General features: G+C 51.1%; 18 protein-coding genes. 10 read left to right on the top strand and 8 right to left on the bottom strand.

All coding sequences use genetic code 11. From position 1 onward, the window contains the following. Window positions 1–235: 235 nt before the first annotated feature. Window positions 236–703, bottom strand: a complete 468-nt coding sequence (locus GQF03_RS05635; RefSeq protein WP_161338242.1) for a DUF2269 family protein — start codon at window positions 701–703, stop codon at window positions 236–238. An 18-nt stretch (window positions 704–721) separates the two neighbouring features. Here GQF03_RS05635 and GQF03_RS05640 point away from each other — a divergent pair, with 18 nt between their 5' ends. Together GQF03_RS05640 and GQF03_RS05645 are read left to right on the top strand one after the other, a co-directional pair. Next, window positions 722–1747, top strand: coding sequence for a DUF4166 domain-containing protein (locus tag GQF03_RS05640; RefSeq protein WP_161338243.1), 1026 nt, complete (start codon window positions 722–724; stop codon window positions 1745–1747). After that, on the top strand, window positions 1732–2820 hold the full coding sequence (locus GQF03_RS05645; RefSeq protein WP_161338244.1) for a saccharopine dehydrogenase family protein: 1089 nt from the start codon (window positions 1732–1734) through the stop codon (window positions 2818–2820). The genes GQF03_RS05640 and GQF03_RS05645 overlap by 16 nt, the downstream gene beginning before the upstream one ends. A 170-nt stretch (window positions 2821–2990) precedes the next feature. Here GQF03_RS05645 and GQF03_RS05650 read toward each other — a convergent pair whose 3' ends face one another. From GQF03_RS05650 to GQF03_RS05660, 3 genes are read right to left on the bottom strand one after another with little or no spacing between them, the layout of a single operon-like run. Next, window positions 2991–3896 (bottom strand): glycosyltransferase family 2 protein, encoded by a 906-nt coding sequence (locus tag GQF03_RS05650; protein ID WP_161338245.1) that lies wholly within the window; start codon window positions 3894–3896, stop codon window positions 2991–2993. Between the two features lie 7 nt (window positions 3897–3903). Beyond that, entirely contained in the window at window positions 3904–5115 is a 1212-nt protein-coding gene (locus GQF03_RS05655; RefSeq protein ID WP_161338246.1) for an FAD-dependent oxidoreductase, read from the bottom strand. Between the two features lie 3 nt (window positions 5116–5118). Further along, window positions 5119–5520, bottom strand: a complete 402-nt coding sequence (locus GQF03_RS05660; RefSeq protein WP_161338247.1) for a sugar 3,4-ketoisomerase — start codon at window positions 5518–5520, stop codon at window positions 5119–5121. A 239-nt stretch (window positions 5521–5759) separates the two neighbouring features. Here GQF03_RS05660 and GQF03_RS05665 point away from each other — a divergent pair, with 239 nt between their 5' ends. Next, window positions 5760–6704, top strand: a complete 945-nt coding sequence (locus GQF03_RS05665; protein ID WP_161338248.1) for a TauD/TfdA dioxygenase family protein — start codon at window positions 5760–5762, stop codon at window positions 6702–6704. A 180-nt stretch (window positions 6705–6884) separates the two neighbouring features. Here GQF03_RS05665 and GQF03_RS05670 read toward each other — a convergent pair whose 3' ends face one another. The 3 genes from GQF03_RS05670 to GQF03_RS05680 all read right to left on the bottom strand — a co-directional run bounded on the left by GQF03_RS05670 (window position 6885) and on the right by GQF03_RS05680 (window position 10049). Then, window positions 6885–7802 carry a CE1 family esterase gene (locus GQF03_RS05670; RefSeq protein ID WP_161338249.1) on the bottom strand — a complete coding sequence of 306 codons (918 nt, stop codon included), beginning with the start codon at window positions 7800–7802 and terminating at the stop codon, window positions 6885–6887. Window positions 7803–8011: 209 nt separating this feature from the next. Further along, the gene (locus GQF03_RS05675; RefSeq protein WP_161338250.1) at window positions 8012–9214 is read right to left on the bottom strand and encodes a CaiB/BaiF CoA transferase family protein; all 1203 of its coding nucleotides are present in this window, start codon (window positions 9212–9214) and stop codon (window positions 8012–8014) included. A gap of 7 nt (window positions 9215–9221) precedes the next feature. After that, on the bottom strand, window positions 9222–10049 hold the full coding sequence (locus GQF03_RS05680; RefSeq protein WP_338401306.1) for an IclR family transcriptional regulator: 828 nt from the start codon (window positions 10047–10049) through the stop codon (window positions 9222–9224). 149 nt (window positions 10050–10198) lie between these two features. On the opposite strand from GQF03_RS05680, the gene GQF03_RS05685 reads away from it, so the two are divergent. Together GQF03_RS05685 and GQF03_RS05690 are read left to right on the top strand one after the other, a co-directional pair. After that, a complete protein-coding gene (locus GQF03_RS05685; RefSeq protein ID WP_161338252.1) occupies window positions 10199–11191 on the top strand; it encodes a TAXI family TRAP transporter solute-binding subunit in 993 nt (330 codons plus the stop codon). 74 nt (window positions 11192–11265) lie between these two features. Beyond that, window positions 11266–13164, top strand: a complete 1899-nt coding sequence (locus GQF03_RS05690; RefSeq protein ID WP_161338253.1) for a TRAP transporter permease — start codon at window positions 11266–11268, stop codon at window positions 13162–13164. 180 nt (window positions 13165–13344) lie between these two features. On the opposite strand, the gene GQF03_RS05695 is transcribed toward GQF03_RS05690, so the two are convergent. Continuing rightward, entirely contained in the window at window positions 13345–14139 is a 795-nt protein-coding gene (locus tag GQF03_RS05695; protein ID WP_161338254.1) for a hypothetical protein, read from the bottom strand. A 92-nt stretch (window positions 14140–14231) separates the two neighbouring features. On the opposite strand from GQF03_RS05695, the gene GQF03_RS05700 reads away from it, so the two are divergent. The 5 genes from GQF03_RS05700 to GQF03_RS05720 are packed head-to-tail and all read left to right on the top strand — an operon-like array spanning window position 14232 to window position 19768. Further along, window positions 14232–15014 carry an IclR family transcriptional regulator gene (locus GQF03_RS05700; protein ID WP_161338255.1) on the top strand — a complete coding sequence of 261 codons (783 nt, stop codon included), beginning with the start codon at window positions 14232–14234 and terminating at the stop codon, window positions 15012–15014. Next, on the top strand, window positions 15011–16009 hold the full coding sequence (locus GQF03_RS05705; protein WP_206376335.1) for a thiamine pyrophosphate-dependent dehydrogenase E1 component subunit alpha: 999 nt from the start codon (window positions 15011–15013) through the stop codon (window positions 16007–16009). Before GQF03_RS05700 ends, GQF03_RS05705 begins: the two co-directional genes overlap by 4 nt. Beyond that, on the top strand, window positions 16009–16986 hold the full coding sequence (locus GQF03_RS05710; RefSeq protein ID WP_162858433.1) for an alpha-ketoacid dehydrogenase subunit beta: 978 nt from the start codon (window positions 16009–16011) through the stop codon (window positions 16984–16986). The genes GQF03_RS05705 and GQF03_RS05710 overlap by 1 nt, the downstream gene beginning before the upstream one ends. Continuing rightward, on the top strand, window positions 16986–18716 hold the full coding sequence (locus GQF03_RS05715) for a thiamine pyrophosphate-binding protein (RefSeq protein WP_161338256.1): 1731 nt from the start codon (window positions 16986–16988) through the stop codon (window positions 18714–18716). Before GQF03_RS05710 ends, GQF03_RS05715 begins: the two co-directional genes overlap by 1 nt. Then, window positions 18716–19768, top strand: coding sequence for a DctP family TRAP transporter solute-binding subunit (locus GQF03_RS05720; protein ID WP_206376336.1), 1053 nt, complete (start codon window positions 18716–18718; stop codon window positions 19766–19768). The genes GQF03_RS05715 and GQF03_RS05720 overlap by 1 nt, the downstream gene beginning before the upstream one ends. Window positions 19769–19807: the final 39 nt, after the last annotated feature.

A 19807-nucleotide genomic window follows, 5' to 3' on the forward strand; every position in this document is an offset into this window, starting at 1 on the left:
TTTTCTAGCGTCGAATAGCTTCTGTGCACCACAAAACGGTGACCATTTCGTCGTGGTAAGGCTTCATCTAAAGTCTTCGTTCAGATTATGGATCTAATGCCATGACCGAGAAAGAGATGGCTGCACATATTAGATACAACAGTTGCAATCTCTAGTTCTTTGCATGAGCCGCGCAAATGGTGTGCAGGAGTAAATTCGCCCTGCCGGCGGTCAGATAGTACGTTGACCTAGGGCATTAAATATCCGGTTTTGCGATCATCAGGTAAAATATAACCAGAAACGAAGTGAAGGCGATAACGCCCAGACTGATCCACCAACGGAACAATTTGTGAAAGATGTGAGAAAGAGGGGTGTTTCTACTTTGTGCTTCACTTGCGGTATTGCGTAGTTGGTACTGTATCCAGAGAACGGGAAGCCAACAGGCGCCAGTAATTGAAATGAGGATGAATGAGGCCACTAACCACGGCTCGTTGAGTTCAAACCCGAGTTGGCGTGTTAACATCCACCCAGACATTATCTGAATGATAAATGCCGGCGTTGTAAATATCCAGTCGGCTATCACGACCCAAAAGGTCGCAAAAGTTATAGCGTCGATATTCTTGCTTTTTACGGCGACGAAAAGATAAAACGCGCTCCCAAGCCCCGTTCCGAACAATATTGTTGCCGAAACGATATGAATCCATTTGATGAAGAGATAGTCCATGGCTTAGATATACAGGCGATGAGTGATAACAAGAATATTGATTTATCAAAGGGTGTGTGGTTCGTCTATGACGGTGATTGTCCAATCTGCACTCTGGCGGCTCAGTCCCTTCGAATAAAGGAGGCTGTCGGACCGTTAAGATTAGTGAATGCCCGTGAGGAGACTAAGCACCCCCTCTACCTGGAAATCCTGGATCAAAGAATCGATCTTGATGAGGGTATGGTTCTTAGATATGGCAGCAGGAATTACCACGGCCGGAATGCGCTTCAAATGATGGCATTTCTGGGAAGTAATCGCGGTTGGTATAACCGTATGAATGCTCTGCTGTTTAAATCACCCGCAATTGCGCGTTTTCTCTACCCGGTCATGAAACTTGCAAGGAATACACTTCTCAAAATCTTTGGAATTCCCCGATTACAAAACCTGGAAATAAGGAATAAGGAAAATCCGGCTTTCAAAGAGGTTTTTGGAGACGACTGGCCAAAACTTCCGTCCGTCATGAGGGCTCATTATGCGGTGAGATCCTATTCCGAAGATAGCGTAACTGTTGCAGGGCATTTAAACACATTTGTAAATCCTGTATTGGGGCTTTTTGCCCGTATGAGCGGTTTGCTGGTACCTTATCCAGGCAAGAACGTTCCTGTCCGAGTTACCTTCAAAGCAACCCGCCACGATAATACCATGGAATTTGACAGAGTATTCAGTTTCGAGGGACGCAAACCTGTTCTTTTTAAATCAAGGATGTTGCCACTAACAAATGGCGAAGTAATTGAAATCATGCGATTTGGCTTTGGCTGGCGTTTTAGGTGCGAATGGCGGGAAAACAAAGTTATTCTATCCCATCTCGGCTATGTTTGGCGCTTTTTGGGAGTAAACGTTCCAATGCCGTTCTCCTTGATAATAGGTAAAGGTTACGCCGAAGAAGTTCCTTTATCCGATACTGAATTCGCGATGTGGACTCATACTAAGCACTCATTATTTGGAAAAATGTTCGGCTACGAAGGATCCTTCACAATAACGGACATGAAATGCGACCCATACTAATTCTCGGTGGATACGGCAACTTCGGGAAACGGATTTCCACGTCGCTCGCGGCGGCCGGATATCCAGTCGTCATCGCTGGCAGAAATAAGGTTCTGGCTGATCTTCATCTAAAAACCTTGCCGGGGCAGGGGCACGGCGCGGCGGCATTTGATGTATACCGTGACTTAAAACTACATTTAGCGAAACTGAAGCCATCCGCCGCCATAAACACGTGTGGGCCGTTTCAGTTGGCCGACTATTCGATTGCCGAAACGTGTATTGATGAAGCAATCCCGTATATTGACCTGTCAGACGGCCGGGATTTTGTTTGCGGGATATCAGAACTTGATCAAAGCGCAAAAGATGCTGGTATCCCCGTAATCAGTGGGGCGAGCACTGTGCCCGGGCTGTCGTCGGCAGTTCTTAAGGAGTTTGGTCCGGAATTTTCACAAATTACATCAATGAAATTTGGAATTAGTCCCGGACAGAAAGCGGAAAGAGGATTGGCGACAACCAAAGGAATTTTAAGTTATGTTGGTAAGGCATTGCGACCGTATTCGAGTGTCAAACCAAGAGTTTTTGGCTGGCAAGATCTTTACCTGCAACGCTATCCGGAGATTGGCAATAGATGGATGGCCAATTGTGATATTCCGGATCTCGATTTACTACCGAAGGCATATAGAGTTGATAGAATTCAATTCTCTGCGGGATTGGAACTCACACCCCTGCATTTGGGGCTCTGGATGATGTCTTGGTTGGTTAGATTGGGTATTCCTATCGATTTACCGAGATTGTCTGGACCGCTTTTGAAGATCAGTAATTGGTTTAATTACTTTGGTTCTGCAGACGGAGGTATGCATATACTTTTGGATGGGTATGACCATGACGGGAAGTCACGTCATCTTGGCTGGTTTATTGTTGCAAAGAATGGAGATGGACCGCAGATACCGACAATCCCCGCAATAATTCTCGCCAAAAAAATTGCGAAAGGAGAATATCCTATTGTCGGAGCGATGCCCTGCGTCGGCCTTGTTTCATTACCTGAATATCTTGAAGAGCTTTCTGCCTTTGAAGTAAGTACTCATCTGGAATAGAGTTGTCTTGTAAGCTGAGATGAGGGTTTAATGGGGATCGGTGAAATAGTGCTGAGGTGCGGATTCGAAGCACCGGCAGGCAGTTTTTCAGTCCGATTGGGAATGCCAAATATGCGTTGCTTTGCGCGCAAATGTCTTTTGGCCCCTCATATTTTAGTTTGGAAAGATCGCTAGGCGTTGCTCCGTTGTCCTTTAAGGAGTGACTTTAGTTTTGAGCCAGCAATGCGGTACCTTAAATATCCGCAAATGACCAGCTTGCCTACGGGGTTAAGATCACTTTTCATGACCTCGCTAATTCCGGCACACGCCAAGCCACGGTATTTTTCGGGTGTTCTGCGCCAGTTGATACTGAGGCTGCTTTTCTGGTAACGCTTGAAACAAAGCGTTTGGGGGACACGAACAAATGCGCCCATTAGTGACATCGCCAATAACCAGGTCCAATCGGCGCTGAATTCACCATACTGGTTCTTCTGAATACCGCCAATTATGTCATATGCCTTTCTGCGAAAAAGGCCTCGGTTTGGGATCCACCAATGAAAGCTTGAACGCCGCTGCGCATACAATAATCCGCGCTTTGTGGGGCTTTTAACGCCGGACAACTCTTTGCATGCCAAGAACTCCCTTGTCCCATCTGGCTCCACCAGTTCAATGTCCGAATAAGCGAGTATTGCGCCGGGTTCGCGCTGCAGGGCTTCAGCGAGCAACGACACATATTCGGGGGCGACAACGTCGTCGTGAAAGGCAAAAAACATCAATTCGCCACGGGCGTTTTTCATCAAATCATTACAATTGCCGAGCCAACCGAGGTTTTGGTCTCGCTTCAAAATCCGAATATTTTCATGCCGAGACGCAAAATCTTGAATTATTGCGGGTGTTTCGTCTGTCGAGAAATCATCGCCAATCAGTATTTCAAGTCGCGGCCAACTCTGCGCAACCAGGCTATCAAGAGTGTCCCGGATAAAAGCTTCGGCGTTATAGCTCGGTAATAAAGCGGTGACGAGTTGGATGTCTTTACTTTGCCCGGGCGTTTCCGCCATTTCAACTTTGCTTGGTTGCGGTTCGCCAACGGACTCCATTGGACTGTTATCCTATTAGTTCTTTGGTTATGATGGCAGCCAGTTCAGGTGCGGAAGAATATTTCCCGGTATCGATTGAAATGTAGCTTCCTTTTCGATTGATCCCGAATTTATCCCTGAAATGTAGGGTCGAGGACCTCTTGGCGATCGAACCTTTCCCTTGCGCGAAAACGAACCCGCCCTCGACTTTAATTTCTTGCGCGGCATCAAAAATTTCGTCTGTGCCATTTAGCACTGTCGCGATGCCGGAGCGAATATTTTCGATTATCACATTTTTCTGTTCGTGCGTCAGCGGCTCTGGCATTTTTGGTAGAACATCAGCGCTGTCTATCAGCAGGCCGGCAGGATACCAAGACATGTAGAAAGAACGACCGTCATAATTTTTGACATCGCCAAATGCCCCGACGGCGATAAATGCGCTGGGTGTATCAACAGGTTTCTTTGTTTTTATGAAGAGTGAGACCCGATATCTGTTTGACCAAATGCCCGTTGGCGGAAGACCCACCTTTGCATCTAAATCCATCCGGCCATACCAAAGGGCATTGATTACGCAATCATACCCCCCATGAACTTCTTGACCAGTGTCCTTGATCCCGGTTACCTGCCAGGACCCGTTGTTCAGGTCTTCGGGTTTAACATCAGTGACAGTGAAACTTGTTTTCAGGTCAATTTTTCTGTCAGCAGCCAATGCTGCTTTGTAAAGGTCTCCAATTGTTTCCGTCTGAACAGACCGTTCGGGAACGCGAAACGCTGCCACCGCCGTTTCCGGATCAGCGATAGCCTCCAACTCCTTTGTGCTGAGCTGCCGCGAGTTGCAGCCGGGCAAATTGCCAAAGTAATTTTTGGCATCAGGGTGAGATCCTGCCAGATCGTCCAGTTTTTTATGGTAATCCTTGAATTCGCCTTCACCGACAACTGAATCTCGGTGCAGAACGAATATATCGTCCTCCTCAGTAGAAAATGATCGAATATCTGTTTGCAGAATGTCCGATACAATCGGGGCAAATGAAACGCCGCCAGATAGCACATGACGAGCTGACGCTAATGTCGGGTCACCAGCGTATATATAACCCAGATGGATTTTTCCTTCATTCCATCTACTTGCCCCCATCATCGGCGCGTCATCTTTGTTGAACAGAGTGACGTCGGCTCCCCGCCTTGCCAACAAGATGGCAAGACTGCTCCCCATAATTCCGGCACCCAGAACAGCAATACGCATATTTTAAATTCTCTCTATTTCATAAAAATAATCCGACTCATCATATACCGTGTCGCAACACACCATTAGTACGGAATTCTCGTCCGAGTACTTCTGGGCAGACCAAACTCCCGGCTCGATTAGCAGGCTCTCGCCGGAATTTGCGAGCTGTTTAACTTCAATTTTGCCTTTGTACCGCAATTCGACCTCAACCACGCCCGAAACATGCATCAAGAACTGACGGCCTTGATGATGGCCATGACCGCCTCTCTCGGTATTTGCCGAAGCGCCTATGACAAGTACGCGTTTGATGGGAAAATTTAGTTCTGAAAGATCAACAGGAACAAGGCTTCCGCGTTCATCGATTTGTGGAGCCACTAGATACTCAGAAACTTTACCGTCTAGTAAGCTGTTCAAGAGTTTCATATACGCTTCTTCGATTTGTTCGTACTTTGAGTTATTATATCAACCGGTAACGATCATGATAGAGTTTCTACGCAATAGTAAAATCTGATCGCAGTATAACAATATTTGGCATTGGACTTTCTAAATTGAAATAAAGGGTAGTCAGATAACTTGGTTATAACTGACAAGGCTGGCACGCAGCCAGTAGAATAGCAATGTATTAGCGTCATTGAACGCGATGAACGGAATGTATTAGCGGTATGAATTTCGACGATTTGAAAGCGACTGAAAATCAACCTGTATGTTCAGACGAAGTGAAATATGCGCAGCTCTCTAACACTTTCGGGGCCGAAGTATCTGGACTGGATATGTCAGATGATATCTCGGACGCCATTAAGTCAGATCTGAAGCACGCACTTTTCAAGCATCAAATCCTGCTGTTTCGACAGCAGGAGCTGAGTGAAGACCAGCAAGTCAGGTTTGCGCAACTATTCGGTCCCTGCCGAATTCTTTGGCAAAATCAACATTATCCAAGCAAAAACGACCATGCACATTACCTCAGTAACGTAGATGCGAAAGGGCAACCCATCGGACGTCATCCGGATCCGGGCTCTACCCATTGGCATAGCGACGGATCCTGGGCGCGCCAGCCGAGCAGGGCGACGGTGCTATATGGTATCCAGGTCCCGGAAGGTGAGGGAGCCACCCATTTTGCAAATATGTATCAGCTGTTTGCAAGCCTTGATCCACAAACGAAGGAATATTTCGAGACACTGAACGCTGAGCATAATTTTGAGCTTGCCCGGGCATCAAGGCAACAGCGGATGCCCTGGCAGTGGTTTCACTCGGAAGTAGATCGACAACCACTTGTTGCGCAGTTGAAATGGTGGAAGAGCGTTTTGGGCCGGCGATTGCGTGATGGGGCCGTATATCATCCGGTTGTCCGCCGCCATCCAGAAACTGGCCGGCCTGCGCTATTTATCGGTGATCATGCCTGGAGAATTTCCAAAAGGTTTTGGCCAGCCGGCATAAAGCTGATGAAGGAAATAAACAGCCTGAAAATAGACCCGTCCGCGACATATACCCATCAATGGCAAGCCGGCGACCTGATAATTTGGGACAATGGAAGCGTATTACATAAAGTAGGGGAGTATAACATTCTCGATCAGGTTAGAATAATGCGCCGATGTGTTGTCGAGAATTGAAAACAGTGCCTGTCCTGAATAATCGCCGTAATCAGATTTAAAATGGCCAAGAGATCATGTTGCGAACAGGTAAATGGTGCCGATGGGTGGCGCCGAACCACCGACAGGCCGACTGCTGTTTGCCGTATCTGAAATCTATACGAATTGACACTATCGACTTAAACCTGGAGCGCATCTGCCCTAGCGGATCGAACGGAAGAAATCGTTGATCAGGCTGTTGGCGTCAACATCGTTGGAGGTGCGGCCAATAACGGTTTGCGGCAGATATTGCATCTTTCCGGGCCAAGTATGACCCCCACCGACGATACGGTAAAGCCGGAGCGGCCCAGTTGGCGCGCAGTCGGGCCAGTCATACCGTTCAACACGGGTGTCGTCGTTGATATCCAGATCAGGCAACTGGGTAACCGTCGGAATCTCGCCGCACCGGTTGTGGTGACGCCAGAAGGCGATCGTCTCGGCGGTCGATGTTGCTGTCCCGCGGGAGCCCCATTTCGGGGCGATGGCGCCACCGTCATAGGGAACGAGCGGGTCTTCGGTGCCGTTGAGATAGAGGACCGCAAGCGGTCGGGACGGGCGGCAACTTGCGATTAGTTCTGGTGTGAATTGGGCTGTGATGACCGCGACACCTGCGAAAAGCCCGGCCTGCTCGCAGGCCAAGCGCTGGCTCATATGTCCGCCATTCGACATTCCGGCGACAAATATGCGGCTTTCGTCGACTCGGCCGGTTTCGGCAATTGTCTGGCGGATTGCCTTGAGGATAAAGCCAACATCATCGACACCCTGATAGGGTTCGCGGCCGTCGTTCCAGTGCCGGTTCAAACCGGAGGGATATATTACAATAAAGCCCGATTCCGACGCGAGCCGGTTGAACCGGGTGTACCGCATCATTGAGCCGCCGGCGCCGCCACCGCCGTGCAACAGCACGACCAGTTGGATCGGCTCATCTCCCTGCCGCACTAATGGTGGCACATAACGCAGATAGACGCGTTCAAGGCCGTCGTGCGTGAGTAGGTGGGTAGACAGGCCCTCCTCGGCAAAGGCGAGTGAAGGGAACAATATGCACATCACGATTGCTGCCAGTACCGCTATGCGGATCATGTTCTTGAACTCCCCGCTCAAAATACTTGCCCTACATTAGTCATGTAACAAGCATTCTGGAGCCAATCATAGCTATTTCTTGCCACCGACAGAACGGCAAAGACCCGACATGATTGATATCTCAGTTTCGTTTGGAAGTGCGCTGTCGACCGGAGCCGATAGGTGGCACCGAACTACTGGCAGGTTGATTGCGCATCGGCCTGACGAAATTAAATAACCCCGTTATCTCGAAGCTCAGAAATTCTTTTTTCGCTCAATCCCAGCGATTTATAAACATCCTCGGTGTCTTGTCCATGGCGCGGGCCGGTACGGGAAACGGCACCGGGCATCTTCGCGTATTTCGGCGTAACAGCTTGCATGGCCACGGGACCAAGTTCCGGATCGTCGACCTTGATAATGGCGTCGCGGGCCTTAAACTGCTCGGAATTGAAGATGTCTTCAATCGAGAAGACAGGGCCGCCCGCGACACTGCCCGCCTTCATTTCCTCAAGGGCTTCTTTCTGCGACCGATCTGCGAACCAGGCGGAAATGATCTCATCCAATTCTTCCGAATTTTTCACCCTGTCGATGTTGCTCGCGAAGCGGGGATCGGCAATCAACTCAGGCCGGCTCATTTGGTGGGCAAAATTTTCGAAAATTGATTGAGCCGACGCACTTACGGAGATCCATTTACCGTCTTTTGAGCGATATATGTTACTGGGGCCGGCATATTGGCTTCGATTTCCGGATCTTTCTCTGACCTGCCCCAGTTGATCATATTCGATGGGGAGAAACTCGAGCAGACGAAACATAGATTCGACCAGGGATAAGTCAATGACTTCTCCGGGTGCGTCCGGATGTTTTGCCTTGTGCCAGCATGCCATAATGATTCCGAGTGCGCCAAAAATCCCGGTGGTCGCATCCGCGATGGGAAAACCGATATGCATCGGTCCGCTCTCGGGATATCCGCAGAGATAGGTGAAGCCTGAAAAAGCTTCTGCGACACGTGCAAAACCCGGGCTTGTCGCATTGGGACCTGTTTGTCCATATCCGGATACGCGCAGGATAATAAGACCCGGGTGGCGCGCCTGAAGAACCTCGGGGGAGAGGCCGTATTTCTCCAGCGTACCGGGTCGGAAGTTTTCTACCAGAACATCGAAATTGCCGATGATGTCGAGCAACAGCTCACGGCCCTGAGGCTTTCGAACGTCAAGTGTAATTCCCTTTTTGTTGCGGTTCGTGACTTTCCACCAGAGCGGCTTACCATCCTTGTGCGGCGGCAGGTCACGCAGGGGATCCTCTCTATCCGGAAGTTCGACCTTCACGACTTCGGCGCCGAAATCAGCTAATAGGGTGGCGGCCATGGGCGCCGCCAGCATTGTTGCCAGATCGAGTATTTTAAGACCAGAGAGAAGCTGTGGCTTATTATTCATTTTGTCCCTATCTGTTGATGGAGTCATATTCTTTGCCGATCAATTTTGCGGCTTTCATTGCGGCCGGAGCGCATTTGTCTCGGTAGGATTTATTGTATCTGTTGCGGGGCATCGCGATCGCAATCGCCGCGATTACGTCACCTTCTTTGTTATATACGGGCGCGGCGACGCCCGACGCCTCTTCGGCCCATTCCCCTTGCGCTGTGCCCCATCCGTTTTTCTTTATGAAATCCAGCCGGCTCAGGAGAACCTCCTTCGTCAGGCCGTATTCCTTGGAAATCGGATCTGTCTCAAGGAATGCGAAGAGTGCCTCTCGCTCCTGTTCCTTCATTCCTGATACAAGGCAGGCACCTGATCCGCTCAAATAGACGCGATTACGCCGTCCGACTTCCATGACGTACCGAACCGGCTGGAGGCTGGCCTCGGTAGCGATGACAACACGATCCCAGCCTTCCCGAACAAGAATAGTCGCTGTTTCGCCGGTTTCCTCTCGGGCCTCGCGCAAATATTTCCTCGATATTTCCGCAAGGCCGTCGCGATCGAGCATCGTATCCACGAGTGCCAGGCAGCCAAACGAGAGGGAATAGCGGTCGTTCGATGGGTCCTGAACGAGCAATCCCTCATGCGCCAAAGTTCTGGCAAGACGAAATGTGGTGACCTTGTTGAGGCCGAGCTCATCGGTCAATTCTTTTAGAGACATGTCTCTGCTGCCGCCCTTAAAGGCTCTTAATACGGCGACTGCGCGGCTGACCGTTTGCAGATATTGCGTCGGATATGTCTTCGCCGATTTCAAAATAGCTTCTCCTGCATGTTTTCTCGCAATCTTTCGGTGCAATCAAATGACGCCGCGGGTCATGTCAAGTGATGGTTCTTGACTATACTAACCATTTTGCGATAGTATTTCAATATAAGATACATCATTACATATAATGAAACAAAAGGCAAGGCTATACAGCTTAAACCGATATCTTTGAGGAGGAAAACATGAAGATTGTTAGACATATGTTTGTGGGCGCGACTTTGCTGCTTACTCTCGCGGCGCCTTCGGCATTTGCGGACGACCACCCCATTAATATTCCATCGGGTCCATTTGGAACGGGGAGCAACACCCTAAGCGGAGCGATGGAGCAAATTTCGAAAAAGACGGATGCAAAGGTTCAGGTCGTCGCTGCGGAAAGCCCGGGGTTGGTATTTAATTTGAAGCAACTCAAGGCAGAACCGGGAACCAAGGCGGATACCCTTACGCCCTATACTTTCGGCCTTGCCTATCTTGCGGAGAACGGTCTGAAGCCGTTTAGTGAACCGACACCGGCACCGAAACTCCTGGCGACGTATTTGTTGGGGTCTGTCTGGTTGGCGACATTGGACGAGAATATCAAGGAGCCCAAAGATCTGATAGGCAAGCGCGTTGGATTGGGCCGCCCTCCGCAAATCTTGTGGACAATTGAACCCGAACTGATCATCAAGCATGGCTGGGGACTCGACGGACAAATTGATATTGAATATTTGGGAACCAAACAAGCCGCTCAGGCATTGCTGGATGGAACTGTCGATGCCGCAATCATCGGTGGATATGCTGATCCGATTAACAAGACCTTCAGTCCAAGCCCGCAAACATTGACAGTTATTGGTAGCGGAAAATCGCTCTATCACATTCCGTGGGGAGAAGAGGCGGTTGCAAAGACCATTGCCGCTGGCGTCGGGATTAACGAAATTACGATCCCAAAAGATGCCGTCGCTGGCGTAAATGCGGACATGGCCGGCTTTTTTGACCCTATTGCATGGGGTGCCTATCCCGAGATGCCAGATGAAACTGCCTACGAAATTACAAAAATGATCATCGACAATGTTGGCAAGTTTAAGGAATATCATGCGTTGGGGAAATTGATGTCGCGCGAGTCTCTCGCCTACGGCGTTGATCCTGCCAAGATACATCCAGGTGCGCTCCGTGCGTATAAAGAAGCAGGCTTGAAATAAAATAAAAATGTAATGCGCCTCCCGTCGGTAGCATAGCCGACGGGACGGCCAGCCTTAAACTTGGGGGATCCTTCATGGATAAAGGGTTTGATCGTGTGATCAGAATAGCGGTCTATGTCGTCGCCTTGGCGATGGTGGCGTATCATATGCTTAGCGCTTATGGAATTCTGATTGGCAGCATTGAGCATCAAACTGTACATCTGGCCTTTATTTTTGGATTGACCTTTCTTGTCGTTGTCCGCTCGGCAGGCGGGCCGCTCCGGCGCCTTATCTACCTCGCATTCCTTGCTGGCGGCCTGTTTGTCACAGCATATGTGTATGTCAATCTTGATACCCTGGAACAAAATGTGGGGTTCCCCGCCCCGACGGATATCGCAGTCGGCATCCTTATGATTTTCCTCACCTTTGAAGGAACGCGGCAGGCTTGGGGATGGATTTTGCCTATTGTTGCCTTTGTCTTTGTCGCGTATTTCCTGTTCGGTCACTATCTCGGTGGTCCCCTCTACCACCGGCAATTCTCGCTGGGTTACGTAATTTCATATTTGTCGATCGGATTTTCGGGAATTTATGGCACGTTTCTTTCTATCTCAGCCAACCAGATATTCCTGTTTGTTGTATTCGGCAGCATGATGGGACTTCTACGGATCAATGATTTTCTGTATGAGCTCGGCAAGCTTGTTGGCCGGCGTGTCGCTGGTGGCCCGGGCCAGACTGCAGTTGTCTCCAGCTCGCTTATTGGCATGGTTTCCGGCGCGGCGGTTGCAAATGTTGCCATCACCGGCGCCTTCACGATCCCTTATATGAAGCGGGCGGGATATTCCGCTCCCCTTGCTGGCGCGATCGAAGCAACCGCATCCACCGGCGGACAATTAATGCCTCCGGTCATGGGCGCGGCGGCATTTCTGATGGCCTTTTTTGTGGGGGTTCCCTACACCGATATCATGATTGCCGGCCTTATTCCGGCAATATTGTTCTATATCGGCGTGATGCTGTCGGTCCAGTTTGCCTCCACTGCGGCCGGTATTAAAGCTCCGCGAGAGATGCCCGATTGGTCGGTTATTCGGCGCGGTCTCCCGATGTTTATTATTCCTGTCGCTATTCTAACGGGCTTGCTTTTGTTTCGTTTCAGTCCGGCCTACGCCGCATTCTGGGCTATATGTACGGTTGTTGTGTTGAGCTTTTTTCGATCAGGTGGTCGGCCCACCGCTTCGGAGTTTCTTGAGGCCGTCACAGATGGCGCAATTGTCGGTGCGCAGATTGGCGTCTCCCTTTGTATCGTCGGGTTGATCTCGCAGACGCTGATAACGACCGGCCTAGGTGGTAAGATTGCTGGCCTCGTTGAAGTATTTAGCGCTGGCAATATTGTTATCGGCTTGCTGCTGACGATGATCGTCTCGCTTATTTTAGGATGCGGGGTTCCCCCGGTCGCTGCATATAGTCTTGTTGCCCTCGTCGCGATTCCCACCATCATAAAAATGGGAGTGCCGGTCATGGCCGCGCATTTTTTCTGCTTTTATTTCGCGATCATTTCCGCGGTTACACCGCCGGTTGCCATGGGCGCATTGGCCGCCTCGGCCATTGCCAAGGCGAATTACTTCGCCACTGCGATGAAAGCGTTTAAGCTTTCACTCGCCGGATTTATCATTCCTTTCTTTATCGTCTTCAACCCGGCAATGACCTTGCAAAGCACAGATATGTTAAATGCGGTTATGTCGATTATCGCAATATTCGTTGTTTTGGCCGTGGGGACAGCGTTGCTTTATGGCACTGGTGCCGTTCGCTTTAGCGGACGGGATTGGCTGTTTGGACTTGTCGCGGTGGGAGCCAGCATTGCTTACGCATTGTGCCGCAACATTTTATCCGCAGAAATTGAACTGGTCCTGTTTTTGATCGGATTAGCATTTGCCGTGTTATTATTTATGTCGCAACTTCGTCAGAAACGCATGGTTGTTATTGATCCAGCCCTGGGGTGATGACCATCGCGGGTGATCTGAGGCGATGCCTTAGCAATACCGGAGTGGTTTTTCATTCAGGGAAAGTAGGAAATGACAAAAGGGACGTTAAGCTATTTTCTTCTGACAATGCCGCAATTAGGTCAAAAGTACCGCCGATGGCTCCAATAAAACGTACCCCTTTGACACAACTCTGTCAGGTCACAAGCTATTTAGCCAGATATTGAGATTCATTCCTGCTTCGGCGCCTGAGCGACGGGCATGGTTATTGGCTTTTGATATAATTCCAGTCTCGAAAGCGGATCGGGCATCACCAATCCGGGCGCTTTCATGGGAAACGGTGACAGCGGCCACATGGCGATCGTCAAGTGCCGGCAAACGCGATATTCCGACTTCATCGGAAAGCACGCCTGCGTCGTTAAAAACAGCGACATGGGCAACCACTTTCAAGGCCCTGGTCGCATCTCCCCCAATGAGTCCACCGTGTGACCCGGTCACAATAATCTTGTTTGTATCATCGGGCATAACCAGTGATGCCGAGTCGACCAGTACCACTGGATGGTTATTTCCTTCCAGCCGGAATTCGTGTCGCGTTTCCTGAATTTGCGGTAAGCAACCATTAGGCACGGGAGCAAGCGCCAATGCCTCTAAAGCCGCCTGAACTGACATGCCGGATTTTACACCACAAGACGCGGCAATGGAATTTGCCAAACTAATGAGTCCCCGATCATAAGCATCTTGAGCGGAGCCAATCAGGCAGCTTTGGCAGTCAACCGCCGCCGCCGCCATCCCGATTTCCGCCAGCGCCAAAACGCCGGCAACGCCAGCCTGATCAAGCCCTATCCCGGCATCATTAAATATCACAGAGCGAATGCCTGCTGCAGAGGCCAAAGCTGCTGGATACATGCCGCCGTGAGAGCCGGAAACCACAACCTGGCCTCGTATGCCGTCATGTGTGTCTGTAATTGAGTCGAGCAAAACTGGTTTGTTTGTCATCAATCCACCCTACAGTCCTTGACTCTTTGCTTCAATAAGTTTCAAATAACAGAATAATAAATTCCGATAAACGGAATATGTGGGAGAGGGGTATGGCAAGTATTGTGGCGCCGAAAGGTTCTATAGCGCGTGCCGCACGCGTTTTGGATGTGTTGTCTCTGGCGCCGGATGGCGCGGATCTTACGGAAATCGTAGCAAGATCCAATTTCACGAAAACAACGACATTTCGGGTACTCGCGTCTTTGCGCGATGTCAATTACGTCTATCAGGATCCTGCGAGCCGCGTTTACCGTTTAGGGTCGAAGCTGGCTGAGCTGGCTCGGAATGCGGAGCGTATTGACGTTGGCGCGCTTGCTGAGCGAGGCATGAAACGATTGGCGGAAATGTCTGAAGACACCGTTTTCCTGTCCGTCCCGGAAGGTGCCTCGGCGATTTGCGTAAGTCGAACAGTTGGCGCGTTTCCGATCCGCACACTGACCCTCGATAAAGGAGACCGCAGACCATTGGGGGTCGGCGCTGGTTCCTTGGCGCTATTTTGCTCATTACCGGAGGAGCAAAGGACCGCCATGTGCCGGGTAAACCAGAACTGGTTGGCTGATTACGGCGTAACGGAAGACGATCTGGCTATTGCATATAATTTTTTCCAGTCGAATGGGTATGCCCTCAATAAAGGGGGGGTCGTCAGTGGTATGAGTGCCATTGCAGTCCCCGTCGTAACGGCCAGTGGCCGGCTTGTAGCGGCCTTGGCGATAGGAGCGATCAACGAGCGGATGGAACAGGCGCGCATTGATGACATCCTGCTCCCGGGTTTGAGAAGAGAGGCGCGGCGGCTTGCCGATCGTCTGACTGCTTTCGAGAAGGAGCAAAGTTCATGACTTCTGCGGGCCATAATTACGAACGCGGACGGTCGTTACTTCAGATGATGGAGCGTATCCGCGCCTTCGAGGAACAAGCCTGTCTGGCGGCTGAGCGGGACAAGCTGGTGCTTGGCGCTATTCATCCTTCCATTGGTCAGGAAGCAGTGGCCGCCGGAATCATGCATAATCTTTCGAAAGAAGATATTTTACTTTCAACGCATCGTGGTCACGGTCATACGCTTGCGAAGGGAGCCAGTTCTCTTGCGATGATGCGTGAGTTGCTGGGGCGGGAAGGCGGCTGTTGCGGCGGAAAGGGCGGCTCCATGCATATCGCCGATTTCAGTGTCGGCATGCTCGGTGCAAATGGTGTTGTCGGCGCCAATATTACGATTGCAGCCGGTGCCGCACACGCCATCCGGCTATTGGGTGATAACAGGATTGTGGTCGATATTTTCGGCGATGGTGCCGTAAATCGTGGCCCATTTCTAGAGGGTATAAACTGGGCTGTCGTTTTCAAACTTCCCATTCTTTTTGTTTGTGAGGACAATCAATATTCGGCGACGACCAAAACGAAAACCATGACGGGGGGTGACGGCGCTGCTGCGCGTGCTGCTTCGTTGGGGATGCGATCAACAGTTGTCGATGGAAATGACGTCGAAGCAATCGCGGATACGATGACCGATATTGCGGCGCGACTGCGCGACGGCGGGCCACCGGAATTCCTTCACGCAAAAACATATCGCCGTATGGGACATACGTCATTTGATCCAGCGGCATATCGTCCAGAAGGCGAGGCCGTTGAAGAAGAGAAAAAGAATGACCCGATTGAGCGACAGCGCGCGATTCTGCGGGCAGTCGGCATGACCGAGGACGACATACAACTACTGCATCAGAATGCGCAAAAAGAGATGATAGACATACTTCAGAAAGCGGCAGGCACTCCCTTTCCCGCAAGCGACACGGCCTTTATCGACGTGCAGGATATTGGTAGTCCTGCGGTGGAGGCATATTGATGCCAAAGTTAAGTTACAGAGAAGCGAGTCTTGCGGCGGTGCAGCAGTCCATGCGATCGGATCCGGCCGTTTGGTGTGTGGGCGAAGATCTGGGGCGCGGTGGCGTATTTGGTCAATATAAAGGATTGCGAGAGGAATTCGGTGAAGCCCGTATTTCTGACGCGCCAATTTCCGAGGCTGCCATCATGGGCGCTGCCTTGGGTGCGGCGATGATGGGTACACGCCCGATTGTTGAAATGCGGTTTTCCGATTTCGCACTCTGCGCTACGGATGAACTGGTTAATCAGATTGCAAAAGCGCGCTTCATGTTTGGAGGGCAATCTCGGGCACCGATGGTCATACGTAAACCCATGGGACTATGGCGATCTTCTGCCGCGCAACATTCCCAGTCACTGGAGAGCTGGTACGCCCATATCCCCGGACTGGTCGTTGCCTGCCCGGGAACGCCGCAGGATAACTATTCCATGTTGAAGGCTGCCATTGCGTGCGATGATCCTGTTGTCTATCTGGAACACAAAGGGATATGGGACATCGAAGGCGATGTTGATTTTTCAGAAGAATTCGAGTTTGGCAAGGCCAGAATACGACGCGCTGGGTCAGATGTAACGATCGTCAGTTGGTCAAATACCGCGAATATCGCAGTTGAAGCGGCGGATACGCTTACCGAAAAGGGGGTAAGTGCAGAAGTGGTAGATCTTCGCAGTCTTTGGCCCTGGGACAAAACGGCAGTTTTAACAAGCGTCGCCAAAACCGGGCATCTGGTGGTTGCGCATGAGTCTGTCGCTGTTGCCGGTTTCGGCGCAGAAGTAATTGCAACGGTCGCGGAAAAAGCCGGACATACGCTCAAAGGTCCCGTTCGCAGATTGGGCGCACCGCGCTCGCTGGTTTCCTACGCTCCAAATCTCGAAGATCAGTTGCGGGTTACATCGGAGATGATTGTTACGGCGGCACAAGATACATTGGAAAAGGCAAGTTAATGTTACAAAACGAAATGACAGGTGGCGAAGCCCTCGTGCGAATGTTGCAGGCCCATGAAGCCGGCCCTATGTTTGGCATGGGGGGCTTCCAACTGCTGCCATTTTACGATGCGGCACGGCGCCTGGGTCTTAATCACAACCTGATCAATGATGAACGCTGCGCCGTATTTGCGGCGGATGCATATGCCAAGGTGTCAAATCGCGTCGGGTTGGTCGATGCAACCTTGGGGCCGGGGGCGACGAACCTTGTAACCGGATTAGTAGAGGCTTTGAACGCGGGTTCGCCAATGGTGGCCATCATCGGCGATGCGCACCGTGATCACGCCGGGAAGAACATGACACAGGAAACGGATCAAGTTTCCATACTCCGCCCGGCGTGTAAGGAACTCCTGAAAATCGAGACAATTCACAGAATTCCCGAGATTATTCGGCGGGCATTCGCAATTGCCACATCCGGTCGGCCGGGACCGGTCGTCGTAAATGTGCCGGAAGACATTGCGCACGGGACATATAATTTCGAACCCGAAGATTTCGAGGTGGATGGTACCCACGCCTCGATGCCTGCGTTACGTTGTCGTCCGGATGCCGAGATAGCGGCAAAAGCGGCAGCACTCATTGCAATGGCGAAACGGCCAATGATGCTATGTGGCGGCGGAATTCACCTTTCCGGCGCACAGGAGGAAGTCACAAGGCTGGCGGAATCCTGTAGCATTCCCGTGGCGCATACGCTCACCGGGAAAGGATCAATTGCCTGTTCAAATCCGCTCAGCGCCGGTCTATTTGGTCGCTATGACCGCATTGCCAATGACATGATTGCGCAAAGTGATTGCTTGCTTGTCGTCGGATGTAAGTTGGGTGAAATCGCGACGAAGCGATACACGATCCCGGAAGGTAATGTCCCGGTAATCCATTTGGACATCGTCGCCGAGGAAATGGGGCGCACCTATCAACCGGCCCTCAAACTATGGGGCGATGCCAAATCCGGGCTATCTGATCTATATGGCTTGCTTGAAATCACGGCCAGCGACCAACGGCAAATGCGGCAGGAGTATATTGCGGAGGTTCCTCGGAAAATGGCGGCCTGGCGGGAGGATGTTTCAGAGCGACTAACGTCCGAGGAGACGCCCGTCCATATGGCTCGCCTGATCACGGAAATCAACAAGCTGCTACCGGAAGACGGGTATCTCGTCGCGGACGGGGGATTTGCGGCGCATTGGGGTGGGTTGCTGTTTGACACGAAGAAAGCCGGAAGAGCATTCGTTCCAGATCGCGGTTTTGCGTCTATCGGATACGGCCTTCCGGGAGCCATGGGTGCGCAACTGGCATCTCCGGAGGCGATTGTTGTGGGACTCACGGGGGATGGCGGATTTAATATGGTTCTTGGTGAGCTGGAAACGGCTCGGAGAATGAAACTTGGAGTGACGATTATCGTCGTAAATAACGCGGCTTCGGGATATGTGAAAGCCTTGCAGCACCTGATGTACGGGGACGGGGCTTATCAGTCCTCGGAACTTTCGGAAACGAACTATGCCGATGTTGCGAATGCCATGGGCTGCCACGGCGTCCGTGTCGAAAGTCCCGATCAACTTGAAGCCGCCCTGCTAAGTGCATTTGCCGAAAAAGATCGCCCAAGTGTTGTAGATGTTGTCGTGACGAGAGACCCCGCAAGAATGCTTCCTGCGGTGGATAACAGGACCGTAAAGGTCAAAAAGGGAGACCGCGTAGCATAATGCGCGGTTTTAATAATTTAGGGAAGGAAAAGACAATGAAACTGTATGCTTTGCTTGCTTCCGCGTTGATTGGTGTTGCCAGTATTTCACCGTCATATGCGGCCGATTATAAGTCCGAGTACAAGGTCTCAACTGTTGTGCCCGCGCCGTTCCCGTGGGGAATAGCCGCCGACAAGTGGATTGAACTTGTTCGGGAACGGACAGATGGCCGCATCAATATGAAGGCTTATCCGGGGACGCAACTTGTTGCCGGAGAGCAAACCAAGGAATTTACGGCTGTGCGCCGGGGGGCAATTGACATGTCTGTCAGTTCGACGATCAACTGGTCGCCACAAATCCCGGAAATGAATGTCTTCGCATTGCCGTTTCTTATCCCGGATTACAAGGCGATGGACGCCCTGACCGGCGGTCCTGTCGGCGAAAAAATCTTCGAAATTGTCCGTGCAAACGGCGTGGAACCGTTGGCCTGGGCTGAGAACGGGTTTCGGGAACTAACCAATTCCAAGCGGGAAGTTCATACACCGGAAGATTTGAAAGGCATGAAAATCCGTGTTGTCGGCTCACCGCTGTTTAACGACACCTTCACTGCCTTTGGTGCTAATCCGGCTCAGATGAGCTGGGCCGATGCCAAACCCGCCCTGACGACCGGTGCTGTGGATGGTCAGGAAAACCCGCTGACAATTTTCACCATCGCCAAAATGCATCTCGTTGGTCAGAAGTACGTTACGACTTGGGGGTATGTTGCGGATCCTCTGATTTTTGCCGTCAGCCATGAGGTCTGGAATGACTTTACGCCTGAGGATCAGGAAATAATTCGTCAGGCCGCGATTGAAGCCGGTGCACTCGGTATCGAAATCGCCCGTAAAGGCCTCACCAACGGTGATGATTCCCTGTTTAAGGAATTGGAAGGCCTAGGGGTTACGGTTACGCATTTGACGGACGCGGAACGGCAGCAGTTTGTTGATGCTACGCGCGATGTCTATGCGAAATGGACGGAAATAGTCGGTCCGGATTTGGTAAAGACAGCAGAGGAAAGCGTTGCCAACAGGTAATCTGATTCCTTATTACGATAAAGCCGGAGGTTCAATGGT

The sequence above is a fragment of the Sneathiella chungangensis genome (assembly GCF_009882935.1).
Lineage (GTDB): Bacteria > Pseudomonadota > Alphaproteobacteria > Sneathiellales > Sneathiellaceae > Sneathiella > Sneathiella chungangensis.